General features: G+C 69.9%; 20 protein-coding genes and 2 rRNA genes. 13 read left to right on the top strand and 9 right to left on the bottom strand.

Annotated elements, in window-relative coordinates; translation table 11 throughout:
- The 3 genes from FED44_RS22625 to FED44_RS22615 form a co-directional block, all read left to right on the top strand.
- Nucleotides 1–102: ribosomal RNA gene (locus FED44_RS22625) — 23S ribosomal RNA — on the top strand; the annotation flags it as partial.
- An 86-nt stretch (nucleotides 103–188) separates the two neighbouring features.
- Nucleotides 189–305 (top strand): 5S ribosomal RNA (rrf, locus tag FED44_RS22620).
- Nucleotides 306–1098: 793 nt separating this feature from the next.
- Nucleotides 1099–1482 (top strand): cell division protein SepF, encoded by a 384-nt coding sequence (locus tag FED44_RS22615; protein ID WP_117409990.1) that lies wholly within the window; start codon nucleotides 1099–1101, stop codon nucleotides 1480–1482.
- A gap of 86 nt (nucleotides 1483–1568) precedes the next feature.
- Here the strand turns inward: FED44_RS22615 and FED44_RS35940 are convergent, their stop codons facing one another.
- The 4 genes from FED44_RS35940 to FED44_RS22595 form a co-directional block, all read right to left on the bottom strand.
- Nucleotides 1569–2882 (bottom strand): hypothetical protein, encoded by a 1314-nt coding sequence (locus tag FED44_RS35940; protein WP_117409991.1) that lies wholly within the window; start codon nucleotides 2880–2882, stop codon nucleotides 1569–1571.
- A gap of 115 nt (nucleotides 2883–2997) precedes the next feature.
- Entirely contained in the window at nucleotides 2998–4719 is a 1722-nt protein-coding gene (argS, locus tag FED44_RS22605) for an arginine--tRNA ligase (RefSeq protein WP_138461939.1), read from the bottom strand.
- Nucleotides 4720–4827: 108 nt separating this feature from the next.
- A complete protein-coding gene (gene plsX, locus FED44_RS22600) occupies nucleotides 4828–5856 on the bottom strand; it encodes a phosphate acyltransferase PlsX (protein ID WP_117409993.1) in 1029 nt (342 codons plus the stop codon).
- A 17-nt stretch (nucleotides 5857–5873) separates the two neighbouring features.
- Nucleotides 5874–6443 (bottom strand): DUF1707 SHOCT-like domain-containing protein, encoded by a 570-nt coding sequence (locus FED44_RS22595; RefSeq protein ID WP_138461938.1) that lies wholly within the window; start codon nucleotides 6441–6443, stop codon nucleotides 5874–5876.
- 403 nt (nucleotides 6444–6846) lie between these two features.
- Here FED44_RS22595 and FED44_RS22590 point away from each other — a divergent pair, with 403 nt between their 5' ends.
- Complete coding sequence (locus FED44_RS22590) at nucleotides 6847–7893, top strand: hypothetical protein (RefSeq protein WP_138461937.1); 1047 nt, start codon at nucleotides 6847–6849, stop codon at nucleotides 7891–7893.
- Nucleotides 7894–7980: 87 nt separating this feature from the next.
- Here FED44_RS22590 and FED44_RS35935 read toward each other — a convergent pair whose 3' ends face one another.
- From FED44_RS35935 to FED44_RS22575, 4 genes are all read right to left on the bottom strand, one after another.
- On the bottom strand, nucleotides 7981–8151 hold the full coding sequence (locus FED44_RS35935) for a hypothetical protein (RefSeq protein WP_165900891.1): 171 nt from the start codon (nucleotides 8149–8151) through the stop codon (nucleotides 7981–7983).
- A 62-nt stretch (nucleotides 8152–8213) separates the two neighbouring features.
- Entirely contained in the window at nucleotides 8214–8750 is a 537-nt protein-coding gene (locus FED44_RS22585) for a YbhB/YbcL family Raf kinase inhibitor-like protein (RefSeq protein ID WP_117410026.1), read from the bottom strand.
- A gap of 19 nt (nucleotides 8751–8769) precedes the next feature.
- Nucleotides 8770–9612, bottom strand: coding sequence for an ABC transporter ATP-binding protein (locus FED44_RS22580; RefSeq protein ID WP_259403106.1), 843 nt, complete (start codon nucleotides 9610–9612; stop codon nucleotides 8770–8772).
- A gap of 1 nt (nucleotide 9613) precedes the next feature.
- Nucleotides 9614–10519: an ABC transporter permease gene (locus tag FED44_RS22575; RefSeq protein ID WP_117409997.1), complete on the bottom strand. Its 906-nt coding sequence runs from the start codon at nucleotides 10517–10519 to the stop codon at nucleotides 9614–9616.
- Between the two features lie 393 nt (nucleotides 10520–10912).
- Here FED44_RS22575 and FED44_RS22570 point away from each other — a divergent pair, with 393 nt between their 5' ends.
- The 5 genes from FED44_RS22570 to FED44_RS22550 all read left to right on the top strand — a co-directional run bounded on the left by FED44_RS22570 (nucleotide 10913) and on the right by FED44_RS22550 (nucleotide 16604).
- Nucleotides 10913–12580: a peptide ABC transporter substrate-binding protein gene (locus FED44_RS22570; protein ID WP_138461936.1), complete on the top strand. Its 1668-nt coding sequence runs from the start codon at nucleotides 10913–10915 to the stop codon at nucleotides 12578–12580.
- A gap of 113 nt (nucleotides 12581–12693) precedes the next feature.
- Nucleotides 12694–13635, top strand: a complete 942-nt coding sequence (locus FED44_RS22565; protein ID WP_117409999.1) for an ABC transporter permease — start codon at nucleotides 12694–12696, stop codon at nucleotides 13633–13635.
- Nucleotides 13628–14551 carry an ABC transporter permease gene (locus tag FED44_RS22560; protein WP_117410000.1) on the top strand — a complete coding sequence of 308 codons (924 nt, stop codon included), beginning with the start codon at nucleotides 13628–13630 and terminating at the stop codon, nucleotides 14549–14551. The genes FED44_RS22565 and FED44_RS22560 overlap by 8 nt, the downstream gene beginning before the upstream one ends.
- 12 nt (nucleotides 14552–14563) lie before the next feature.
- The gene (locus FED44_RS22555) at nucleotides 14564–15604 is read left to right on the top strand and encodes an ABC transporter ATP-binding protein (RefSeq protein ID WP_138461935.1); all 1041 of its coding nucleotides are present in this window, start codon (nucleotides 14564–14566) and stop codon (nucleotides 15602–15604) included.
- Nucleotides 15588–16604 carry an ABC transporter ATP-binding protein gene (locus FED44_RS22550; protein WP_117410002.1) on the top strand — a complete coding sequence of 339 codons (1017 nt, stop codon included), beginning with the start codon at nucleotides 15588–15590 and terminating at the stop codon, nucleotides 16602–16604. Before FED44_RS22555 ends, FED44_RS22550 begins: the two co-directional genes overlap by 17 nt.
- A gap of 16 nt (nucleotides 16605–16620) precedes the next feature.
- Here the strand turns inward: FED44_RS22550 and FED44_RS22545 are convergent, their stop codons facing one another.
- Entirely contained in the window at nucleotides 16621–17427 is an 807-nt protein-coding gene (locus FED44_RS22545; protein WP_117410003.1) for an SAM hydrolase/SAM-dependent halogenase family protein, read from the bottom strand.
- Between the two features lie 108 nt (nucleotides 17428–17535).
- On the opposite strand from FED44_RS22545, the gene FED44_RS22540 reads away from it, so the two are divergent.
- From FED44_RS22540 to FED44_RS22525, 4 genes are all read left to right on the top strand, one after another.
- Complete coding sequence (locus FED44_RS22540) at nucleotides 17536–17817, top strand: DUF3263 domain-containing protein (protein ID WP_117410004.1); 282 nt, start codon at nucleotides 17536–17538, stop codon at nucleotides 17815–17817.
- 65 nt (nucleotides 17818–17882) lie between these two features.
- Nucleotides 17883–18704, top strand: a complete 822-nt coding sequence (gene otsB / locus FED44_RS22535; RefSeq protein ID WP_138461934.1) for a trehalose-phosphatase — start codon at nucleotides 17883–17885, stop codon at nucleotides 18702–18704.
- Nucleotides 18705–18715: 11 nt separating this feature from the next.
- Complete coding sequence (locus FED44_RS22530; RefSeq protein WP_138461933.1) at nucleotides 18716–19324, top strand: hypothetical protein; 609 nt, start codon at nucleotides 18716–18718, stop codon at nucleotides 19322–19324.
- Between the two features lie 59 nt (nucleotides 19325–19383).
- Nucleotides 19384–19974, top strand: coding sequence for a hypothetical protein (locus FED44_RS22525; protein ID WP_138461932.1), 591 nt, complete (start codon nucleotides 19384–19386; stop codon nucleotides 19972–19974).
- The last annotated feature ends 26 nt before the right edge of the window (nucleotides 19975–20000 follow it).

The following is a 20000-nucleotide window of genomic DNA, read 5'->3' as shown; positions in this document are numbered from 1 at the left end:
AGTGGGTAAGGCTCCCTATAGACGATGGGGTTGATAGGCCGGAAGTGGAAGCGTAGTAATGCGTGGAGCTGACCGGTACTAATAGGCCGAGGACTTGACCATATTATACTCGCGTTCACTATGTGATCTCAGAGACAGCAACCGGCACACGCCCTTGTGGTGTGGTGTGGTTGTGTGTTTCATGGGGTTACGGCGGTTATAGCGGTGGGGAAACACCCGGTTACATTCCGAACCCGGAAGTTAAGCCTACCAGCGCCGATGGTACTGCACCGGGGACGGTGTGGGAGAGTAGGACGCCGCCGGACAATTTTTTGAGGGGGGTCATCCCGTATGGGATGACCCCCCTTTTTTTTGTGCCCGAGTTTCGCTGCGCCAGGGTGGCCGTGCCGCGTCCCCCTCCTGTGCCTGGCTCGTGCAGCGCTGTCGCGCGGCCGGCCAACCTCACTGGTGCCCGCCGGTGCTCTGAGGGCCTTGCGGTGACGGGCCGGCGGGTGAGGGCCGGACGGGGCTAAGACGGGAAGTTCGGGCCCTCCGGGAACCTGTGGGCGTCTATGTGCCTCTAACTCTTCGTGTGGCAACGTACATCGGCTCCGGGACCGACTCCAGGATCTCCAGCGGCCTTCCGACCGGCCCTGGGCTGCGCGTCCGGCGGTGCGGAGGCCGCGACCACTATCGCAAATATTTTCGAATTTCGAATTCCCGGCCTCCGGGCGGGGCGTCCGCAACGCAATTCGATCATCTTGACCGGCGGTTCGATTCGCGCCTCCGGCACCCGCCCGCGGCGGCTCTACCAGCAAGATCTTATTTCCGGAACCCTTCATCGGCGGCGTACGTTGTGATCTACTGAGGGAACGATGTCCTTCCTGATGTCCGGGAAAAATGTTTGCGAAGTGTTCCGTGGGGTAGGCGGGTTCGAGAGTTACCCTGGAAGGGCTGAAACAGAATTGACGATGAAGACATACGCACTCGGCCTCTACATTATCCAACCAACAACCCTTAAACGGCCGGGCGTGTCGGTGGGGATTCGCTGAATCGTCGATTACGGTCCCGTGTGTCGGGACAAGCCCGGAAAAGGACAAGCCGGAAAAGGACGAGCCGATGGGGGCTGTGCGCAAGGTGGCAAGCTACCTTGGCCTGGGTGGGGCAGAGCAGTACGACGAGGCCTACACCGACGAGGACGAGTACGAGGACGACTGGATGCCGGCGGCCGAGCGCGCCGCCAAGCGTTGGCAGCCCAATGCCGACCCTGCCCACATCGTCATGGTCCGCCCGCACAAGTACGACGACGCCCTGACGATCGGCCGGCACTTCCGCGAGGGCCACACGGTGGTGATGGACGTGGCGGGCATGTCGACCGCGGAGGCCACCCGCATGGTCGACTTCGCCGCAGGCCTCGCCTACGGCTGTGAGGGCCGCATCGAGCGGATCGCGGACAAGGTGTTCCTGATCACCCCCGCGAACGTGGAGGTCTCCAGCGCCTGAACCGGCGCCCCGCACGCGCCTAACAGACTGACGGGCCCTCTCCCATACACCGGGAGAGGGCCCGTGGTTTTTACGGCGGAGCGGCGTCAGGCGGCCCGTGGGCCCCGGCGCAGGAGAGTGGTGATCTCGCTGAGGTCGCGGGCGGCGGCGGAGGCCCGCTCCTCGGACTCCCTGGCGTACTCGTGCAGGGCCCAGACGGCCTTGTCGGCGAGATCACCGAGCTTTCCGGCCCGCGACTGGACGTACCGCACGTCCGAGTGCTCCTGGATGCGGTGCCGCCACAGCAGATGACCGCCCACCGCGGCGATCACCAGGCCGCCGAGGGCCAGCGGCGGGTTGACCACGAAACCCCAGGCGAAGACGGCGGCGGCGAGGACCAGGAGCAGGTACGCCGGCCAGGGCCGGGCACGCTTGGGCACGCACTCCGTGACGAGGCGTTGCTCGGCTGCCGCCATCGACTCCTGGTCCGGGCCCTCGGGCCGGAGCCGTACCGCATAGCCGAGGATCGGCACGTCCAGGGCGTCCGGCGGAGGCTCGCGCACCACGTCGACGAGCGCCTCGGCGGCGGCCCGGACGGCGGGCGCCGCGACATGCAGGGCGAGCGCGGCCAGATGCGGATCGGCGTCGGGGCGCAGGTCCTGCAGCAGATGGCCGGTGAGCGAGCTCAGCGGCCCCTCCGGGCCGCCCTGCCCGATCAGCGTGCGGAGCACGGCCAGCGGCTCGTCGTCGGCCCACACGGTGCCGCGTACGACCTTGGTGACCTCGCCCGGCTGCCGGGTGGAGGTGATCGCGTCGCAGCGCTCACGGAGGCGCTGCAGCGTCACCGACGCCTGCAGGGACCGCTCGATCTCGGCGACCTTCGCCAGTTCGGGGAACGGCTCCAGGGAGGGAGGCACCGACGTCTCCGGCGAACCGGGCACGATGGCCCTCAGCCAGCGGTCGTCGGTGGCCGGCACGTCGACCGCGTCCAGCTTGCGCAGCACGAAGATCTTGCCGACCGGCCCGTACGCCCCCCGCGCCGCGGCCAGCCACAGGGCGCGCTGGCCGGGGGCCACCGGGTGGTCCTCGGCGAGGTCGCCGAAGGCGGTCCCCAGCCAGGACGCGTGGATGCGATCGCCCTGGCCGCAGACGGCGAGGGCGAGGCACAGGAACAGGGCGGTGCGCCGTTCGTCCAGCTGGGAGGCGAGGGCCAGCGGCTCCAGCGCGTCCGCGCCCGACAGGATCAGCACGAGCGTCTCGACCGCCGGCGCGAGCCAGTATCCCGGCACGTCCGTGACGCCCGGCGGCAGCTCGGGCGTGGTCCCGTCGGCCGCCAGGCTGACGAGCAGCGCTTCGGCGTAGCGGTGCAACTCCGTGGCGTCGGCCACGTTTCCGGGGTCCGGACTCGTGGTCAGGTCCATGCTCACGCGGATCGCTCCCCGAGGGATCGGCTGGCACTCCCTTGCCCGCGCCAGACTAGACGCTCGGCGCGCTGACGAGGGGTTAGGCACGCCGGAGCGGGTTCGGGCACGCCGCTCACATCCGCTCGGGCACTTCGATGCCGAGCAGGTCGAGGCCCCGCAGCAGCACGCGCAGCGTGAGCGCCGACAGGGCCAGGCGCGACTGCCGTACGGACTCCTCCTCGGCCTTGAGGACCGGGCAGCCCTCGTAGAACGAGGTGAACGCCTGCGCGAGGTCGAACAGGTAGTTGCAGAGCCGGTGCGGCTCGGACAGCTCGGCGACGGCGGCGACGACCGTGCCGAAGCCGAGCAGTTGCAGTGCCAGCGCCCGCTCGGCCGGGTGGCCCAGCACGATCGGGCCGGTGACCGACTCCGGGTCGATCCCGCCGTTGCGGAAGATCGACCGGATGCGGGCCGTGGCGTACTGGAGGTACGGCCCCGTGTTGCCGGTCAGCGCGAGCATGCGGTCGAAGTCGAAGACGTACTCGCTGTCGTGGCTGACCGACAGGTCGGCGTACTTGACGGCGCCCATGCCGACCTGGCGGGCGATCTGCCGCCGGGCCTCCGGCTCGTACCCGCGTTCGGCGATGACCGCTTCGGCCCGGACGACCGCCTCCTCGAGCAGGTCGGTGAGCTTGACCGACTCGCCGCTGCGGGTCTTGAACATCTTGCCGTCGCTGCCGAGCACACTGCCGATCTGGACGTGCTCCGCCTTCACCTCGTCGTGCAGCCAGCCGGCCATCCGGGCCGCCGCGAAGACCATCTGGAAGTGCAGCGACTGGGTCGCGCCCACGACGTAGAGGACCCGGTCGGCCTTGAGGTCGCGGACCCGGTAGCGGATCGCGGCGAGGTCGGTCGTGGCGTAGCCGTACCCGCCGTCGCTCTTGCGGACGATGAGCGGCAGCGGCTGGTCGTCGCGGCCGGTGAAGCCGGGCGGGAAGACGCACAGCGCGCCCTCGCTCATCTCGGCCACGCCCATGCGCTCAAGCTCGTCGCAGACGTCGGCGAGCATGGGGTTGTACTTGCTCTCGCCCGCGATGTCGTCGTCGGTGAGCGTGACGCCGAGCGCGCGGTACACCTTGTTGAAGTAGCGCTTGGTGTACTCGATGAACTCGTGCCACAGGCGCAGGGTCGGCGGGTCGCCGCCCTGCAGCAGCGGCACCCTGCGGCGGGAGCGCTCCTCGAACGCCTTGTCGGTGTCGAACTTGTGCCGTGCCTCCTGGTAGAAGGCGTTGCCGTCGCCGGCGGCCAGGCGGCCGAGCGCCTGCTCCTCGCCGATGTCGAGGAGGTGCTCGATGAGCATGCCGAACGGCGTGCCCCAGTCGCCGAGGTGGTTCTGCCGGATCACCTGGTTGCCGACGTGCTCGTGGGTACGCGCGAGCGTGTCGCCGACGATCGTGGTGCGCAGGTGACCGACGTGCATCTCCTTGGCGGCGTTCGGCGCCGAGTAGTCGACGACCACGGTCTGCGGAGCCGGCTGCGGCACGCCGAGGCGGTCGTCCAGCAGCCGCTGCCCGGCCTGCTCGGCGATCCAGCCGTCGCGCAGCGTCAGGTTGAGGAACCCGGGCCCGCTGACCTCGACGCTCACGTCGGAGGTGTCGAGGTGGCCCGCGATGGCCTGGGCGACCTCCCGAGGCGCACGTCGGAGCCGCTTGGCCAGGCTGAGCGCGACGTTCGCCTGGTAGTCGGCGAACTGTGAGGGCCTGATCAGCGGATCTTCGGTGGCGTACTCCGGACCGAAGGCGGAGCCCAGCGCCTGCTGGACCCGCTCGGTGAGCACGAGCTGCGGGTCGGTCATGCGTCAAGCTTATCGGCGCGCGACTTCGGCCCGCCTGCCGAAATCGGCGGTCATCCCGCCGTCCGTCCGCCGGTCATCCCGCCGTCCGTCCGGCGGTCGTCCGCATGGTCAGCGGCGGCGGTGCGACCGGTTGCCCGCGGCGATCCGCTCGCCGATCCTGGCGACGACGCCCTGGGCCGACAGGCGGGCCGCGAGCTCGCAGGCGGCGGCGACCCCGCGGGCCCGCGACGAGCCGTGGGCGATCACCACCGTGCCGTTCAGCCCGAGCAGCACGGCCCCGCCGTGCGCCTCGGGGTCGAGCCGGCCGGCCAGCTCGCGTAGCCGGGCCCGCTGCAGCATCCCGCCGAGCCGGGCCAGGCGGCTGTCCGCGATCGCCTCCCTGAACTGGTCGAAGGTGTACCGCACGGTGCCCTCCACCGTCTTCAGCGCGACGTTGCCGGTGAACCCGTCGGTGACGACGACGTCGGCCTTCCCGGTGAGCAGGTCGTGTCCCTCCACGTTGCCGACGAAGTCGATGCCGGGGGTGGCGACGAGCAGTTCGTGCGCGCGTTTGGCGAGCTTGTTGCCCTTCTCGGCCTCGGCTCCGATCGTGAGCAGGCCGACGCGCGGACGCCGCGTGGCGAGCACGGCCTCCGCGTACGCCACCCCGAGGTGGGCGAACTGCACCAGCATCTCGGGCTTGGCGTCCGCCGTGGCCCCCGCGTCGAGCAGCACGGTGGGCTGGGGAAGCGTCGGCAGGCCGACCGCGATGGCGGGCCGTACGACGCCCTGCTGGGCCCGCAGGCGCAGCCGTCCAGTGGCGACGACGCCGGCGGTCGACCCGGCGGACACCACCGCGCAGGCGTCGCCGCGCCGGACGAGATGGCACGCGACGGCGATGCTGGACCGCGGGCGCCGCAGGCTCGCCAGCGCGCCCTCGTTCATCGCCAGGGCCTCCTCGGCGCGGACGATGGGGATCTCGGTGACCGCGTCGTGCCCGGCCAGCTCCTGGTGGAGCACCCGGGGATGGCCGACGAGCACGACGGGCACGCCGCGTTCGCGCACCGCCCGCACGGCTCCCGCGACGATCTCGCCGGGCGCGTGGTCGCCGCCCATGGCGTCCAGGGCCACGGGCAGCGTACGGCCGGTGGGTTGCATGGCCGAATCGTAGGCCGTCAGCGGCGCGTCCCCCGGTACACCACGATCTTGCCGAAGCGCGCGTTGCCGGTGAGCCGGATCAGCGGGCCGTTCTCGGCGCCGTCCCCGCCGCTGATCGCGCGCTTGGAGAACACGGTGCCGCCCTGGTCGATCACCCTGGCGTCCGGGGGGACGGTGATGATGATCTTCCCGCAGAACGAGTTCACCTCAAGCGTCACCTCCCGGCCGGGCAGGACCGCCTCGTCGAGGTCGACGATCAGCGCTCCGAAGACGGCGCTGAGCTCGGTGTGCCGCCCGGCGATCCAGCGTCCGCGCCGTATGATCTTGCTGAACACCGCCGAGATCCGGAGCCGGTCCGTGGGGAGCGCGGACGCCTGGCCGGACACGTCCGGCAGATCCCTGATCAGTGGCACGAGTTCGCCCAGCGTCACGGCGTGGTAGACGGCGTCGAGCCTGTCGGCGTGTTCGAGGCTCGTCAGGCGGCCGGTGGCCAGCGCCTCGCCGAGCACGGCCGCGATCCTGTCGCGGTCGGCGTCGGAGGCGCGCTGCGCGGGATCGTCGCCCGCGTACGGGGTGAGGTAGGTCACCCCGACAGCCTAACTCCTAACGCGATATGTCGCGAAGCGCCGACCGGCAACAGGCGGTCCCAGGGGCCGCGGGCCGGCGCCCGCCGGCTGCGCGTCACGGGCGCCACGCGCGCGTCGCCAAAAGCGAGCGGAAAAATTCACCGCCGCGACCGGGCTCGGTGTTTACCGTAGCTTTCTGCTGCGCGGGGATTGGGGCGACCGTGAAGTGGTCGTCCGATGCTCGATATCCCGATTTTTCCGGCGCGTCGTCCTGCCTGGACCCCCCGCCTCGGTGAGCCTTCCGGCGTGAACCGCGGTGATAGAAATGCCGACGTCTTTGTCGGCGTGCCCGCCGACGCACGGGGGTTCTTGGGTTCGTCATTCCCACTCTCGTGAAAAGGAATATGAACCGGGGGCAAGTCAAATGAAACGACTGGTTAGGACAGCCGTCGTCGCCGTCGCAATCGGCGTCGCCGGCATGCTCGCCGCGCCCGCGCAGGCCGAGGGGTGCGCGGTCAAGTGCACGAACACCCGGGTCGCGGCGGTGGCGAGCCTGCTGGCCGACCTGCGGGCCGGCGTGGTCGCCGACGCGGTGGCCGGCACGACGAGCGGGGCGGCGAGCGGCACGAGCACCGCGGCGAGCGGTGCCGTCGCGCAGGCCGACGCCGCCGCCCAGGTGGCGGTGAACGTGACCGCCGCGCTCCGGGCCGACCTCGTCGCCGTCGCGGACCTCGCAGGCACGACCACGGCCGCTCTCACCGCGACCGCGAACGCGCAGATCAACGCCGCGGCCGTCATCGCGGCCGACATCGCCGCCGACATCACGGCGGACGCCACTGTCGACGCCGCGGCCGCCGCTGCCGCGGACGCGACGATCACCGTCGACGCCGCCGTCATCGCCACCCTGGAGGCGCATCTGCGCGCCGCCCTGCAGGCGGTCGTCGACGCCAGGGCCACCGTGGACGCGGCCGTGCGCGCCAAGGCGAAGGCCGTCGCGGCTCTCACCGCCCAGGTCGGCCGGCCGGTCGTCACGACGTCCGGCCGGGCCGCCGACGCCGTGGACGCCTCGGCGGCGGCCGTCGCCGCCGCGGGCGCCGACGTCAGCGCCGCGCTCGACGTCACCGCCAGGCTCAAGGCGCTGCTCAACCTGAACGGCGCCGCCGCGGCGACCGCCGGCAGCGCGGGCGGCCTGCTGACGCTGGTTCCGTGCGCCGACACGAGCAGCACCCGTACGGTGACCGCCGACGTCGCGGCCCGCGTGAACGCGGACGTCCGCGCGGTCGCCGGTGTCGCCGCGACCACCACGAGCGTGCCGGCGCGGGGAGCCGGTGCGGCCACCGCCGCGACGTCCCGGTTGGCCTCCTCCGCGGCCGTCACCGCCGACGCGGCCCTGTCGGGCGCGGTGTCGTCGGCCCCGGGCCTGGTGTCCGGCGCCGTCCCGACGGGGCGGGTGCGCGGGTACGGCAACTGACCGAGGAATCGAACATTCCGGCTTCGGCCACGACGAACGGCCGGCACCTCGTGAGGGTGCCGGCCGTTCGCGTCCCGGCGAGGGGCGCTAGTTGGGCGACTCGGAGGAGGCGCGCAGGTAGGTGCGCCTGGCGATCTGGGCCTGCAGGCGGGCCATCTGCCAGTGCAGATCGATGAGCTGCTCGGCGATCAGCCCGACGGGCAGCTCCGCGGGGTCTTCGGCGGCGAGACTGTCGATCGCCGACGCGAGGTCGCTCATCCCGGCCCTCCGCTATGTCGAATCTCCGTTCGAATCATAGTGGAACGCCGGGCCCTGTGGCATCAGGTTTCGTACACCGGTGCGATGAAGCCGCGGGCGAGCGTGTTGGCCGTGACGTTGAAGCCGACCACGGCGGGCGGCGCGTCGGTGTCCAGGCCGAGGGACTCCACGCCCAGCGCGTGCACGGCGAAGAGGTAGCGGTGCGGGTGTCCGGGCGGGGGCGCCGCGCCGCCGTACTCCTTCGTGCTGAAGTCGTTGCGGGCGTGCCTGGCCCCCTCGGGCAGTCCCTTGAAGTCGGGGCCGTTGCCCGCGCCCGCCGGCAGCTCGGTGACGGAGGCCGGGATGTCGAACAGCACCCAGTGCCAGAAGCCGCTGCCCGTGGGGGCGTCCGGGTCGTAGCAGGTGACGGCGTAGCTCCGGGTGCCCTCGGGGGCGCCCGACCAGCGCAGGTGCGGGGAGACGTTCTGCCCGCCCATGCCCCAGTCGTCGAACACATGGGCCTCGGGGAGCCTCTCGCCGTCCCGCACGTCGTCGCTCTCGACGGTCAGCGCGGGCACCTCGGGCAGGTGGTCGTACGGGATCGGTGGCGGCGTCGGCACGTTCACCCCTCCGTTTCTCTCAGGCTTTGTTGTACGCCTCCAGGACTTCCTGGGGGTCGCCCTGCATTCTGATCTTCCCCTTGTGCAGCCATATCACGCGGTTGCACGTCTCCTCGATCACGTCGAGGTTGTGGGCGACCAGGAAGACGGTGCCGGCGGACTGGCGCATCTGCTTGATGCGGTCCTGGCTCTTGCGCTTGAACTCGCGGTCGCCGGTCGCGAGCGCCTCGTCGATCAGCAGCACGTCGTGCGTCTTGGCCGACGAGATGGCGAAGCGCAGCCGGGCGCCCATGCCGGACGAGTAGGTCGACATGGGGAACTGGACGAACTCCCCGATGCCGGAGAAGTCCACGATCTCGTCGTACTTCTCGCGCACCTCGGCGGGCGTCATCCCCATGGCGTAACAGCCGAGGATGATGTTGCGCTCGCCGGTCAGCTCCTTCATGAGGGCCGCGTTGACGCCGAGGAGGGAGGGCTGGCCGTTCGTGTAGACGGCGCCCTTGTGCGGCGGCAGGAGACCGGCGATCGCGCGCAGCAGGGTCGACTTGCCCGAGCCGTTGCGGCCGATGATGCCGATGGCGTCGCCGTGGTGGGCCACGAAGCTCACGCCCTTGACGGCGTGGACCTCCTTCATCTGCGGCCGTCCCTGGCGCCGGAGAAGGCGCATGAGCGCGTTGGCCGCGTTGCCCTTCTCGGCGTCGCCGGCCGAGCCGTACACCTTGTAGACGATGTGGAGGTCGTCGACGATGACGGTCGGCGTCCCGGTCGTGGAGTCGGGCGACTCGGGGTCCCGGGTCTCGGAGGGGGTCTGCGTCTTGGGGTCTTGGGGCGCCACCTGGGACAGCTCCTGCTCCTTGGTCAGCTCAGCCACGGCCGTACCTCTCCTCGGCCCGCCAGAAGTACCAGAAGCCGACGATCACCGCGAACACTGCCCAGAATACGCAAGTCACCCACGCCCAGCGCTCCGGGAAACGCTGGTAGATCAGCAGGTCGCGCATGAACTCGATGTAGGCGGCCGCCGGGTTGAACTCCAGCGCCCAGCGGAGGAAGTCGGGGAGCTCCCGGGTCTTGTCGTCGATCGCGTAGAAGACGCCGGAGGCGTACAGCCAGGTGCGGGTGATGAACGGCAGGAGCTGGTTCATGTCCCGCATGAACGCGCCGACGCGGGCCATGAACAGGCCGATGCCGATGTTGAACACGGTCTGCATCGCCAGCGTGACCGGGACCAGCAGCCAGAGCCAGGTGATCGGCTCCCCCGTGACGAGCACCAGCAGGAGCAGCACGCCCATCGAGTAGCCGAGCTGCTGCAGCTCCTGCATCGTGTACGCGAGCGGGAGCGAGGCGCGGGGGAAGTGCAGCGCGCGGATCAGGGACAGGTTCGACGAGATCGACTTGGCCCCGCTGATCACCGTGCGCTGGGTGAAGGTGAACACCATGACCCCGGTGATGAGGAACGCGGGGTAGTTGACGATCGACTTGCTCTGCCCGAGGATCACGCCGAACATCAGCCAGTAGACCGCTGCGTTGAGCAGCGGCGTCAGCACCTGCCAGAGCTGGCCGAGCATCGACTCCGAGTACTTCGAGACGTTGCGCGACGTGGCGTACGTGAGGATGAAGTGCCGCCGGTCCCACAGTTGGCGCAGGTAGGCGGGCATGCTGGGGCGTGCGATGGCGCGTCGCAGTCCGTGACGCTCGGCGAGCGCGGCCAGCGACTCCGGGGCTCGGCCGCCACCCTGGGCCTCCGCGACCGCGGATTCCGGCTGGCTCATGGCAGTGACTCTATTGGATGGAGGTCGGTGGGACGGCTGTCGCACCGGACGTGGCTGCGACTGGTCAACGGTAGCCCAGGACATCGTGATAAGGGGACCGGGGAGGGGGTGCCGCCGACTCCGCCGGTCAAGGGCTCGCACTCTCACGGTGAATGTACGCTAAAGGGGGTTTTAGTGCCTATCTGGGCGTTTAGGGTTGGCACGCGGGACTGCGTGTGTGACGCCCGACTCGCGCACGTGTGACCGAACTGCAACGTGCCGGAGATACCTCTGGTGCGAGAGGTGAGGGATGCTCCGGACGACTGGCAGGACGTCAGCTGGTTTGACGGTGCCCGCAAACCCGGGGTCGCACCAGCGTGAACGCCCATCCTAGAGGGAGGACCAAGATCCACTATGCGTGTGACTAGGGGCGTAAGGATTACCGCCGGAGCAGCGCTGCTGGCGCTCGCCGTGGCCGCCTGTGGCGGTGGTGGAGGGTCCGACAACTCAGGCTCCGGCTCCGGTTCCGCCGCGCAGCCGGTCCGCATCGAGATCGCCGAGCCGCAGAACGACCTGATTCCGGGCAACACCGGCGAGACCAGCGGCGCCGAGGTGCTGAACGCGCTGTTCATCGGTCTCGTCGACTACGACGACCAGAAGAAGCCGGTCAACCGGATCGCGGAGTCCATCGACTCGACCGACCAGACCACCTGGACGATCAAGCTCAAGGACGGCTACACCTGGCACGACGGCACGCCGGTCACCGCCCAGAACTTCGTGGACTCCTGGAACTACACGGCCTACGGGCCGAACCAGCAGCAGTCCAACTACTTCTTCTCGGTGTTCAAGGGCTACGACGCCATGAACCCGCAGGACCCGGACGGCGAGGAGGGCCCGAAGAAGGCCGCCGAGCCCACCGCGACGACGCTGTCGGGCCTCAAGGCGGTCGACGACAAGACCATCTCGGTCGAGCTCACCCACCCCTACTCGGGCTTCCCGACCATGCTGGGCTACACCGCCTTCTACCCCCTGCCGAAGGCCGCCTTCGAGTCCGAGGGCAAGCTGAAGGCCGACTACGGCTCGAACCCGATCGGTGACGGCCCCTTCAAGATGAGCAAGCCGTACAAGCGCGGGACCGACCAGACGGTCGAGATGGTCCGCTTCGACGGCTTCAAGGAGGGCAAGGCCAAGGTCGACGCGCTCCAGTACAAGATCTACACCGACCTGAACACCGCGTACAACGACCTGCGGGCCGGCAACCTGGACATCATGGACCAGCTGCCGCCGGAGCAGATCGGCGGCGCCAAGGCCGAGTTCGGCGACCGCTACATCGAGCAGCCCTCCTCCGGCATCGGCTGGCTCGGGTTCAACATCAAGAGCGGTGACGCGTACGCCAAGAGCCGCGAGCTGCGCACCGCGATCTCGATGTCGATCGACCGGGCGACCATCACCGACAAGGTCTTCTCCGGCACCCGCGTCCCCGCCGACGACAACATCAGCCCGGTCGTCGCCGGTTACCGCAAGGGCGCCTGCGGCGAGGCGTGCACCTTCGACCCCGCGAAGGCCAAGTCGCTCTGGGACTCCAACGGCGGCAAGGACGTCAAGTCCATCGACCTGAGCTACAACGCCGACGGCGCCCACAAGGAGTGGATGGAGGCGGTCGCCAACAACATCCGCACCAACCTCCAGGTCGAGGTCAGCGTCAAGCCGTACGAGAAGTTCGCCGACATCCTCAACGACCTGGGCGACGGCAAGGTCAAGGGCGCCTTCCGGATGGCGTGGATCATGGACTACCCGTCCCCGGAGAACTACCTCCGCCCGATCTTCGGGACCGGCGGCAGCTCCAACTACGTCCAGTACTCCAACAAGGAGTTCGACGAGCTGCTCAACAAGGGTGACTCCGCCGCGTCCCTCGACGAGGGCGTGAAGTTCTACCAGCAGGCCGACGACCTGGCGCTGAAGGAGATGGCGTACGTGCCGATCTACTTCTACACCACGAACGGCGCGTTCTCCTCGAACGTGAAGAACGTCAAGATCGACCCGTTCGAGCGCATCGACGTCTTCAACGTCGAGCGGGCCTGACCGAAGAGCTATTCGGGGGGCGGTCCTTGATCTGCCCCCCGGTAGTCGACCATCCTCAGGGGCAGTCCATGACAGACAGAATGGGCTGCCCCTGTTCATGACCGGGAGACCTCATGGGTCGCTACGTGATCAGACGCCTACTGCAGGCGATCCCTGTACTGGTGGGGACCACGTTCCTGCTCTTCGCCACCGTCTACGCGCTGCCGGGTGATCCCATCGCGGCCCTGGGCGGGGACCGGCGTCTCGACCCCCAGCTTGTGGCGCGCATGCGTGAGCAGTTCCACCTGAACGATCCGCTGCTCGTCCAGTATTGGTACTACATCCGCGACATCGTGTCCGGTGATTTTGGCACCACCTTCCGCGGGGTGCCGGTGTCCTCGCTCTTCCAGGGCAAGTTCCAGGTGACCTTCCAGCTCTCGATCACCGCCCTCGTGTTCGAGGCGGTCATCGGCGTGGGGCTGGGCCTGTGGGCGGCGCTCCGCCGGGGCAGGTGGCAGGACCAGGCGGTGCTCGCCTTCACCCTGCTGCTGGTCTCGATCCCGACGCTGGTGAGCGGGTTCGTCCTGCAGCTCGTGCTCGGCGTGAAGCTGAAGCAGAACACCGGGATCGACTTCTTCCCCGTCGCCGGGATCCAGGACGGCATGCGGAGCTACATCGTGCCCGGCCTGGTGCTGGCCGGGCTCTCGATCGCCTATCTCACCCGGCTCACCCGGACGAGCCTCATGGAGACGCTCCGCGCCGACTACATCCGCACCGCCGTCGCCAAGGGCCTGCCACGACGACGGGTGCTCGGCCGGCACGCGCTGCGCAACTCGCTCATCCCGCTGATCACCTATCTGGGCGCCGACCTGGGCACGCTGATGGGCGGGGCGATCATCACCGAAACGATCTTCAATCTGCCCGGCATCGGCCAGCAGCTCTTCCAGTCCGTCTACCTGCGTGAGAACGCGGTGGTGGTCGGTATCGTGACCGTACTGGTCCTGGTCTACGTCCTGGCCAACCTGATCGTCGACCTGCTGTACGCCGTCCTCGACCCCCGGATCCGCTATGAGTAACGCGACTGTGGCCGAATCGGCCAAGGACAAGGACGCCAAGCCGGAGAAGGCCCGCAGGCCGGCCAGTCTGTGGTCGGACGCCTGGCACGACCTCCGCCGGAACAAGGTCTTCATCCTGGGATCGATCCTCGTGTTGATCCTGATCCTGATGGCGGCCTTCCCGTCGCTGTTCTCGTCCGTCAACGCCTACGACCCCTCCACCTGCGACCTGAGCAACGCGCGGGAGGGCATCACCTCCAAGCACTGGTTCGGCACCGACAACCTCGGCTGCGACACCTACTCCAGGGTCATCTACGGCGCCCGGGTCTCGGTCATCGTCGGCATCGCCACCTCGCTGATCAGCGCCATCGTCGGTGGCGGGCTCGGCCTGCTGGCGGGCTACTACAGCCGCTGGGTCGACGTGCTGCTGTCGCGGATCGCCGAGATCTTCTTCGCGATCCCCTCGGTGCTCGGCGCGCTGCTGTTCCTGTCGGTGGCCGGCCGGGAGAACGCCGGAGCCTGGATCGTGGTCCTCTCGCTCGCCGTGCTGGCCTGGCCGCTGATCCTGCGCATCATGCGGGCCGCGGTCATCTCGGCCAAGAACCAGGACTACGTCACCGCGGCCCGGGCGCTGGGCGCGGGGCCCGGCCGGATCATGGTGCGGCACATCCTGCCCAACGCGATCGCCCCGGTGATCGTGACGGCCACCCTCAACCTGGGTGTCTTCATCGCCGCCGAGGCCGGCCTGTCCTTCCTGGGAGTGGGAGTCCAGCCGCCGGCGATCTCGTGGGGCCTGATGATCGGCGACGCCCGGCGCCGGTTCCTGGAGGCGCCGGAACCGCTCATCTTCCCCGCGCTCTTCCTGAGCATCACCGTGCTGGCGTTCGTCATGCTGGGCGACGCCGTCCGCGACGCGCTCGACCCGAAGCTTCGATAAGAGGGGCGGCAAGTGAAGAACCCATCTGTCGACACGCATCTGCTCCCGGCGGATCGCGCGGGCTACGAACCCCTGCTCGCCGTGGACAACCTGCACGTCGAGTTCCAGACCCGCCAGGGCGTCGTACGGGCCGTGAACGGCGTCTCCTACTCGGTCAACGCCGGAGAGACGCTCGCGGTGCTCGGGGAGTCGGGCTCCGGCAAGTCGGTCACCGCGCAGGCGATCATGGGCATCCTCGACATGCCGCCGGCGCGCATCCCCAAGGGGGAGGTCCGGTTCCACGGCACCGACCTGCTCACGATGCGGGACGAGGACCGCGGCCAGATCCGCGGCCGCCGGATCGCGATGATCTTCCAGGACGCGCTGTCCGCGCTCAACCCGGTGTTCACCGTGGGCTGGCAGATCGGGGAGATGTTCCGCGTCCACCAGGGCATGTCCAAGCGGGACGCCCGCAGGAAGGCCGTGGAGCTCATGGACCGGGTCAGGATCCCGGGCGCCAAGTCCAGGGTCGACGACTTCCCGCACCAGTTCTCCGGCGGCATGCGGCAGCGCATCATGATCGCGATGGCGATCGCGCTGGACCCGGAGATCCTGATCGCCGACGAGCCCACCACCGCCCTGGACGTGACCGTGCAGGCGCAGATCATGGGACTGCTGGCGGAGTTGCAGCAGGAAAGCGACATGGGCCTGATCCTGATCACCCATGACCTCGGCGTCGTCGCCGACGTGGCCGACAAGATCGCGGTCATGTACGGCGGGCGCATCGTCGAGCACGCCTCGGTCTTCGACGGGTACCGCGCTCCCGCCCACCCCTACACCAAGGGCCTGCTGGAGTCGATCCCCCGCGTGGACCTCAAGGGCCAGGAGTTGTACGCGATCAAGGGCATGCCGCCGAACCTGCTCGACATGCCCACCGGCTGCGCCTTCCACCCGCGGTGCCCGTACCGCAAGGAGAACTGCGTGACCGACGTCCCACCGCTGTACACGGTCAGCGACACCCGCGGCAGCGCCTGCCACTACTGGAGGGAGGTTCTCGATGACGGCTCCCGCTGAGCCCATCCTCGAAGTCCGCGACCTGGTGAAGCACTTCCCGCTGAACTACGGCGTGGTCTTCAAGCGGCAGGTCGGCGCGATCAAGGCGGTGGACGGGGTCTCCTTCGACCTGCGCAAGGGCGAGACGCTCGGCGTCGTGGGCGAGTCGGGCTGCGGCAAGTCCACGCTGGCCAAGCTGCTGATGGCGCTGGAGCGGCCCACGTCGGGCTCGGTGCGGATCAACGGCAGGGACATCACCACCGCCAGGGGCGCCGAGCTCAAGCGGATGCGCCGCAACATCCAGATGGTGATGCAGGACCCGTACACCTCGCTGAACCCCCGGATGACGGTCGGCGACATCGTCGGCGAGCCGTTCGAGATCCACTCGGACGTCGCGCCGAAGGGCGGCCGGCGGCAGCGGGTGCAGGAGCTGCTGGAGGTCGTGGGCCTCAACCCCGACCACATCAACCGCTACCCGCACCAGTTCTCCGGCGGCCAGCGTCAGCGCATCGGCATCGCCCGCGGCCTCGCGCTCCAGCCGGAGATCATCATCTGCGACGAGCCGGTCTCCGCCCTCGACGTGTCGATCCAGGCCCAGGTGATGAACCTGCTGGAGCGGCTGCAGAACGAGTTCAACCTCGCCTACATCTTCATCGCGCACGACCTGTCGGTGGTCCGCCACATCTCCGACCGGATCGCGGTGATGTACCTCGGCAAGATCGTCGAGCTCGGGAACGACGCCGAGATCTACGACAGCCCGACCCATCCGTACACGCAGGCGCTGCTTTCGGCGGTGCCGGTGCCCGACCCGGAGGGCCGGGAGACCCGCCAGCGGATCATCCTGCAGGGCGACCCGCCCTCGCCGGCCAACCCGCCGTCGGGCTGCCACTTCCGCACCCGCTGCTGGAAGGCGCAGGACATCTGCGCCGAGCAGGAGCCCGCGCTGGAGGCCCGCCCGGGCAGCGCGCATCCCAGCGCCTGCCACTTCGCGGAGGCCCGCGACGTGGTCAACGCCGAGTAGGAGACCCGCCGCCGGGTCAGCGCCCGGGCGACAGCCGTACGTGCGCGCCCGGGGGCAGGCCCAGGCGGTCGGCGGCGTCCCCGGCGTTGATCGCCATCGCGACCAGGCCGGCGGAGTCGGCGAACGCCACGAGGTCGCCCGGCGGCACGGCGGTGAAGGTCTCCCGGTACGGCACCGCGACCTGGCGGCGCCCCAGCCACACGGCCAGGGTGTCGCCGAGCCGTACGCCGATCTCGGCCAGGTCGTTCGCGGTGATCGAGAACTGGACGTTGCCGTGCCGGTCCACCGACAGCACCTCGCCCTCCGCCGCGCCGTCCCGCAGGCGGCAGGTCGGGGCGGGCAGGGTCACCAGGCGGTCCACCGGCATCGGCGGTCCCACGTCGGCCACCGCCCGGCCGGCGCACAGGTGCGCCGCCACCGGGGCGAACAGGTCGCGGCCCTGGAAGGTCGGCGAGACGTTGGCCAGGAACAGCTCCCTGTTGGTGATCTCGTAGGCCGCGTCGGCGCCGCCGGCGGCCCGGACGGCCCACGACAGGACGCCGTTGTCCGGGCCGACGAACACCCGCCCGCCCGCCTCGACCGCGACCGGGCGGCGGTTGCCGCCGACGGAGGGATCGACGACGGCGAGGTGGACGCCGGCCGGGAGATAGGGCAGGGTCTGCGCCAGGATGGCCGCGCCGCGCCGCACGTCCCCTGCGGGAACGAGATGGCCCACGTCGATGATCCGAGCCTGCGGTGCGATGCCCGCGATCACGCCGTGGCACGCGGCGACGAACCCGTCCTCCAGCCCGTAGTCGGTCAGAAGCGTGATTACAGAGCTCACACCACGTGACACTACGTCGGCCTCTCTCCTCTGCACACCCCGGGTCGTCCAACGTCGTGCGTCCCTTTACCATGAGGGACGGGCTCGCGGCCGATCGAGGAGGAGCGGATGGACACCGAACCGACCGGCGGCGACGGGCTCGACCTCTCCGACCGCGACCGCGAGATGCTCGCGTTCGAGCGTCAGTGGTGGCGGTACGCGGGCGCCAAGGAGCAGGCGATCAGGGAGGCCTTCGGCGTCTCCGCCACCCGGTACTACCAGTTACTCGGGGAGCTGATCGACCGGCCGGAGGCGCTGGAGCACGACCCCATGCTGGTCAAGCGACTGCGCCGGATGAGGGCCGGCCGGCGGCGTGACCGCTCCGCCCGCAGGTTCGGCATGCACCCCTGAGACACCCGCTCACCGTCCCCGCACGGCGCGCCGAAGCGTCCCGACCACTTCTCCGGAACGAGGCCATGACACTGCCCGCGCACCCAGGACTCGACGCGATCGTCGCCGACCCGGCAGGCGCCGTGATCGGGCTCGACTACGACGGCACGCTCTCCCCGATCGTCCCCGACCCCGCCGCCGCCCGCGTGCACCCCGCGGTGCCGGGCGTGCTGGCCGCGCTCGCCCCGCACGTACGCGCCGTGGTCGTCGTCACCGGCCGGCCGCCCCTGACGGCCATCGGCCTGGGGGAGGTCCCCGGCGGGCCGTCGCTCGGAGACGTGCCCGGCCTGGTGATCCTCGGTCACTACGGCCTCGAACGCTGGGAGGACGGCCGCGTGACCGCCCCGCCACCGCCGCCGGGGCTCGACCTCGTACGGACCCGGCTGCCCGTTCTCGTGGCCGGGCTGGAGGGCGCGTGGATCGAGGACAAGGGCCACGCCGTCGCCGTGCACACCCGGCGGTGCGCCGACCCCGCCGCGGCCCTGGAGGAGTTGCGCGGACCGGTCGCGGCGCTGGCCGCGGAGGCCGGGCTCGCGGTCGAGCCGGGCCGCATGGTGCTGGAACTGCGGCCCGGCGGCATGGACAAGGGCCGGGCGCTGTCGGCCTTCCTCGCCGAGCGCGGCGCCCGCTCGGTCATGTTCGCCGGTGACGACCTCGGCGACCTCGCGGCCTTCGCCGCGGTCGAGGAGGCCGGCCTGCCCGGCGTACGGGTGTGCAGCGGGTCCGCCGAGGTGACCGAGCTGGCGGAACGCGCCGACCTCGTGGTGGACGGCCCCGACGGCGTGGTGGCCCTCCTCGGCGACCTGGTGGAATCGCTTGGCAAGCGGTCTGCAAGCGGGCAGGTCTAACGTTTCCGGTCATGAACCGGAAGACCATCCCGGCCGGGCTCGCCGTGCTGACCGCCGCCCTCGCGGCCGCCACCCTGGTGGCTCCCGCGGCGGCGTCCGCGAGCGACCTCGGCGGCACCAGGCAGGTCCACCTGCGCAAGGGCCTCACGCTCACCATCCCCGCCTCGTGGCGGGTCGACGCCGTCAGCAAGGACTGGACCCGCGTCATCACCGGCTCGTGCCCCACGCGCGGCACCGCGGACTACGGCTTCCGCGACTCGGGGTGCCACAGCTTCTGGGTCCTGGGTCCCAAGGCCATCAAGATCGGCCATGAGCTGTTCAACGCGTACACGCCGGACGGGCCGTTCTATCCGGCCACCGACGTCGGGCCCTGCCCGGTGCGGAAGAACCTCTACATCGGCCAGACCAAGCTCGTCGCGAAGGGGCTGCGCCAGGTCGGGCCGGGGCACAAGGCCTACTACCGCGACTGGGCGGGGCCGTGCGTGACGATGACGAAGTTCAAGGTGAAGGCCCACTTCCACCAGCGGGAGTGGTTCCTGCCCACGTCGAAGATCCTGATCGTCGACCAGTGGAACACCCCCGGCCTGGACGGGATCCTCAAGAAGGCCGCCTGGCATTGACCTCTCGCCGACATCGCCCCGCAAGTCGTCTCCAAGTGGCCGGGCCTACCGTAGGAGACATGATCGGAAAGACCATTGCGACCGCGGCCGCCGGGCTGGCCGTGCTGACGGCCACCCTGGCGGCTCCTTCCGCGGCGTCCGCGAGCGGCACCAAGCAGGTCCACCTGCGCAAGGGCCTGACCCTCACCATCCCCGCGTCGTGGAAGGCGGTCCAGGCCGGCACGGACTGGACCCGCGTCGTCACCGGCTCGTGCCCCAGTCTCGGCACCATGGACTTCGGTTTCCGCGACGCGGGGTGCCACGGCTTCTGGGTGCTGGGCCCGAAGGCCCTCAAGATCGGCAATCACACGTTCCAGTCCTACAACCCCAGGTACGGGTTCGATCCCGCGACCGACGTCTCGGTCTGCCCGAGGACCGTCCGCCTGTACAAGGGCACCATGAAGCTCGCCGGCAAGGGGCTGCGGAAGGTCGGGGCGGGTCACCGGGCGGACTACCACGCGTGGGCGGGGACCTGCGTCGACAAGAAGTTCAGGGTGAAGATGCGCTACAGCCAGCGCGAGTGGTATCTGCCCACGTCGAAGATCCTGGTCGTCGACCAGTGGAACACCCCGGGCCTGGACGGGATCCTCAAGAAGGCCACCTGGAACTGAGCGCCGCCGCCGCCGTCACCGGTGCG

Origin of the sequence: Microbispora triticiradicis, from assembly GCF_005864065.1 — a bacterium.
GTDB lineage: Bacteria > Actinomycetota > Actinomycetes > Streptosporangiales > Streptosporangiaceae > Microbispora > Microbispora triticiradicis.
The sequence above is the reverse complement of the archived record's forward strand: the minus strand, read 5'-3'. Positions and strand labels throughout refer to the sequence as shown.

Bases quoted from the DNA above. Each gene is read 5' to 3' on its own strand.
- FED44_RS22575 (WP_117409997.1), bottom strand. From the start codon at position 10,519: ATGAGCCAGCCGGAATCCGCGGTCGCGGAGGCCCAGGGTGGCGGCCGA.
- FED44_RS22565 (WP_117409999.1), top strand. From the start codon at position 12,694: ATGGGTCGCTACGTGATCAGACGCCTACTGCAGGCGATCCCTGTACTG.
- argS (WP_138461939.1), bottom strand. From the start codon at position 4,719: ATGACCGACCCGCAGCTCGTGCTCACCGAGCGGGTCCAGCAGGCGCTG.
- FED44_RS22525 (WP_138461932.1), top strand. From the start codon at position 19,384: ATGATCGGAAAGACCATTGCGACCGCGGCCGCCGGGCTGGCCGTGCTG.
- FED44_RS22570 (WP_138461936.1), top strand. From the start codon at position 10,913: ATGCGTGTGACTAGGGGCGTAAGGATTACCGCCGGAGCAGCGCTGCTG.
- FED44_RS35940 (WP_117409991.1), bottom strand. From the start codon at position 2,882: ATGGACCTGACCACGAGTCCGGACCCCGGAAACGTGGCCGACGCCACG.
- FED44_RS22560 (WP_117410000.1), top strand. From the start codon at position 13,628: ATGAGTAACGCGACTGTGGCCGAATCGGCCAAGGACAAGGACGCCAAG.
- FED44_RS22540 (WP_117410004.1), top strand. From the start codon at position 17,536: ATGGACACCGAACCGACCGGCGGCGACGGGCTCGACCTCTCCGACCGC.
- FED44_RS35935 (WP_165900891.1), bottom strand. From the start codon at position 8,151: ATGAGCGACCTCGCGTCGGCGATCGACAGTCTCGCCGCCGAAGACCCC.
- otsB (WP_138461934.1), top strand. From the start codon at position 17,883: ATGACACTGCCCGCGCACCCAGGACTCGACGCGATCGTCGCCGACCCG.
- FED44_RS22550 (WP_117410002.1), top strand. From the start codon at position 15,588: ATGACGGCTCCCGCTGAGCCCATCCTCGAAGTCCGCGACCTGGTGAAG.
- FED44_RS22615 (WP_117409990.1), top strand. From the start codon at position 1,099: ATGGGGGCTGTGCGCAAGGTGGCAAGCTACCTTGGCCTGGGTGGGGCA.
- plsX (WP_117409993.1), bottom strand. From the start codon at position 5,856: ATGCAACCCACCGGCCGTACGCTGCCCGTGGCCCTGGACGCCATGGGC.
- FED44_RS22590 (WP_138461937.1), top strand. From the start codon at position 6,847: ATGAAACGACTGGTTAGGACAGCCGTCGTCGCCGTCGCAATCGGCGTC.
- FED44_RS22530 (WP_138461933.1), top strand. From the start codon at position 18,716: ATGAACCGGAAGACCATCCCGGCCGGGCTCGCCGTGCTGACCGCCGCC.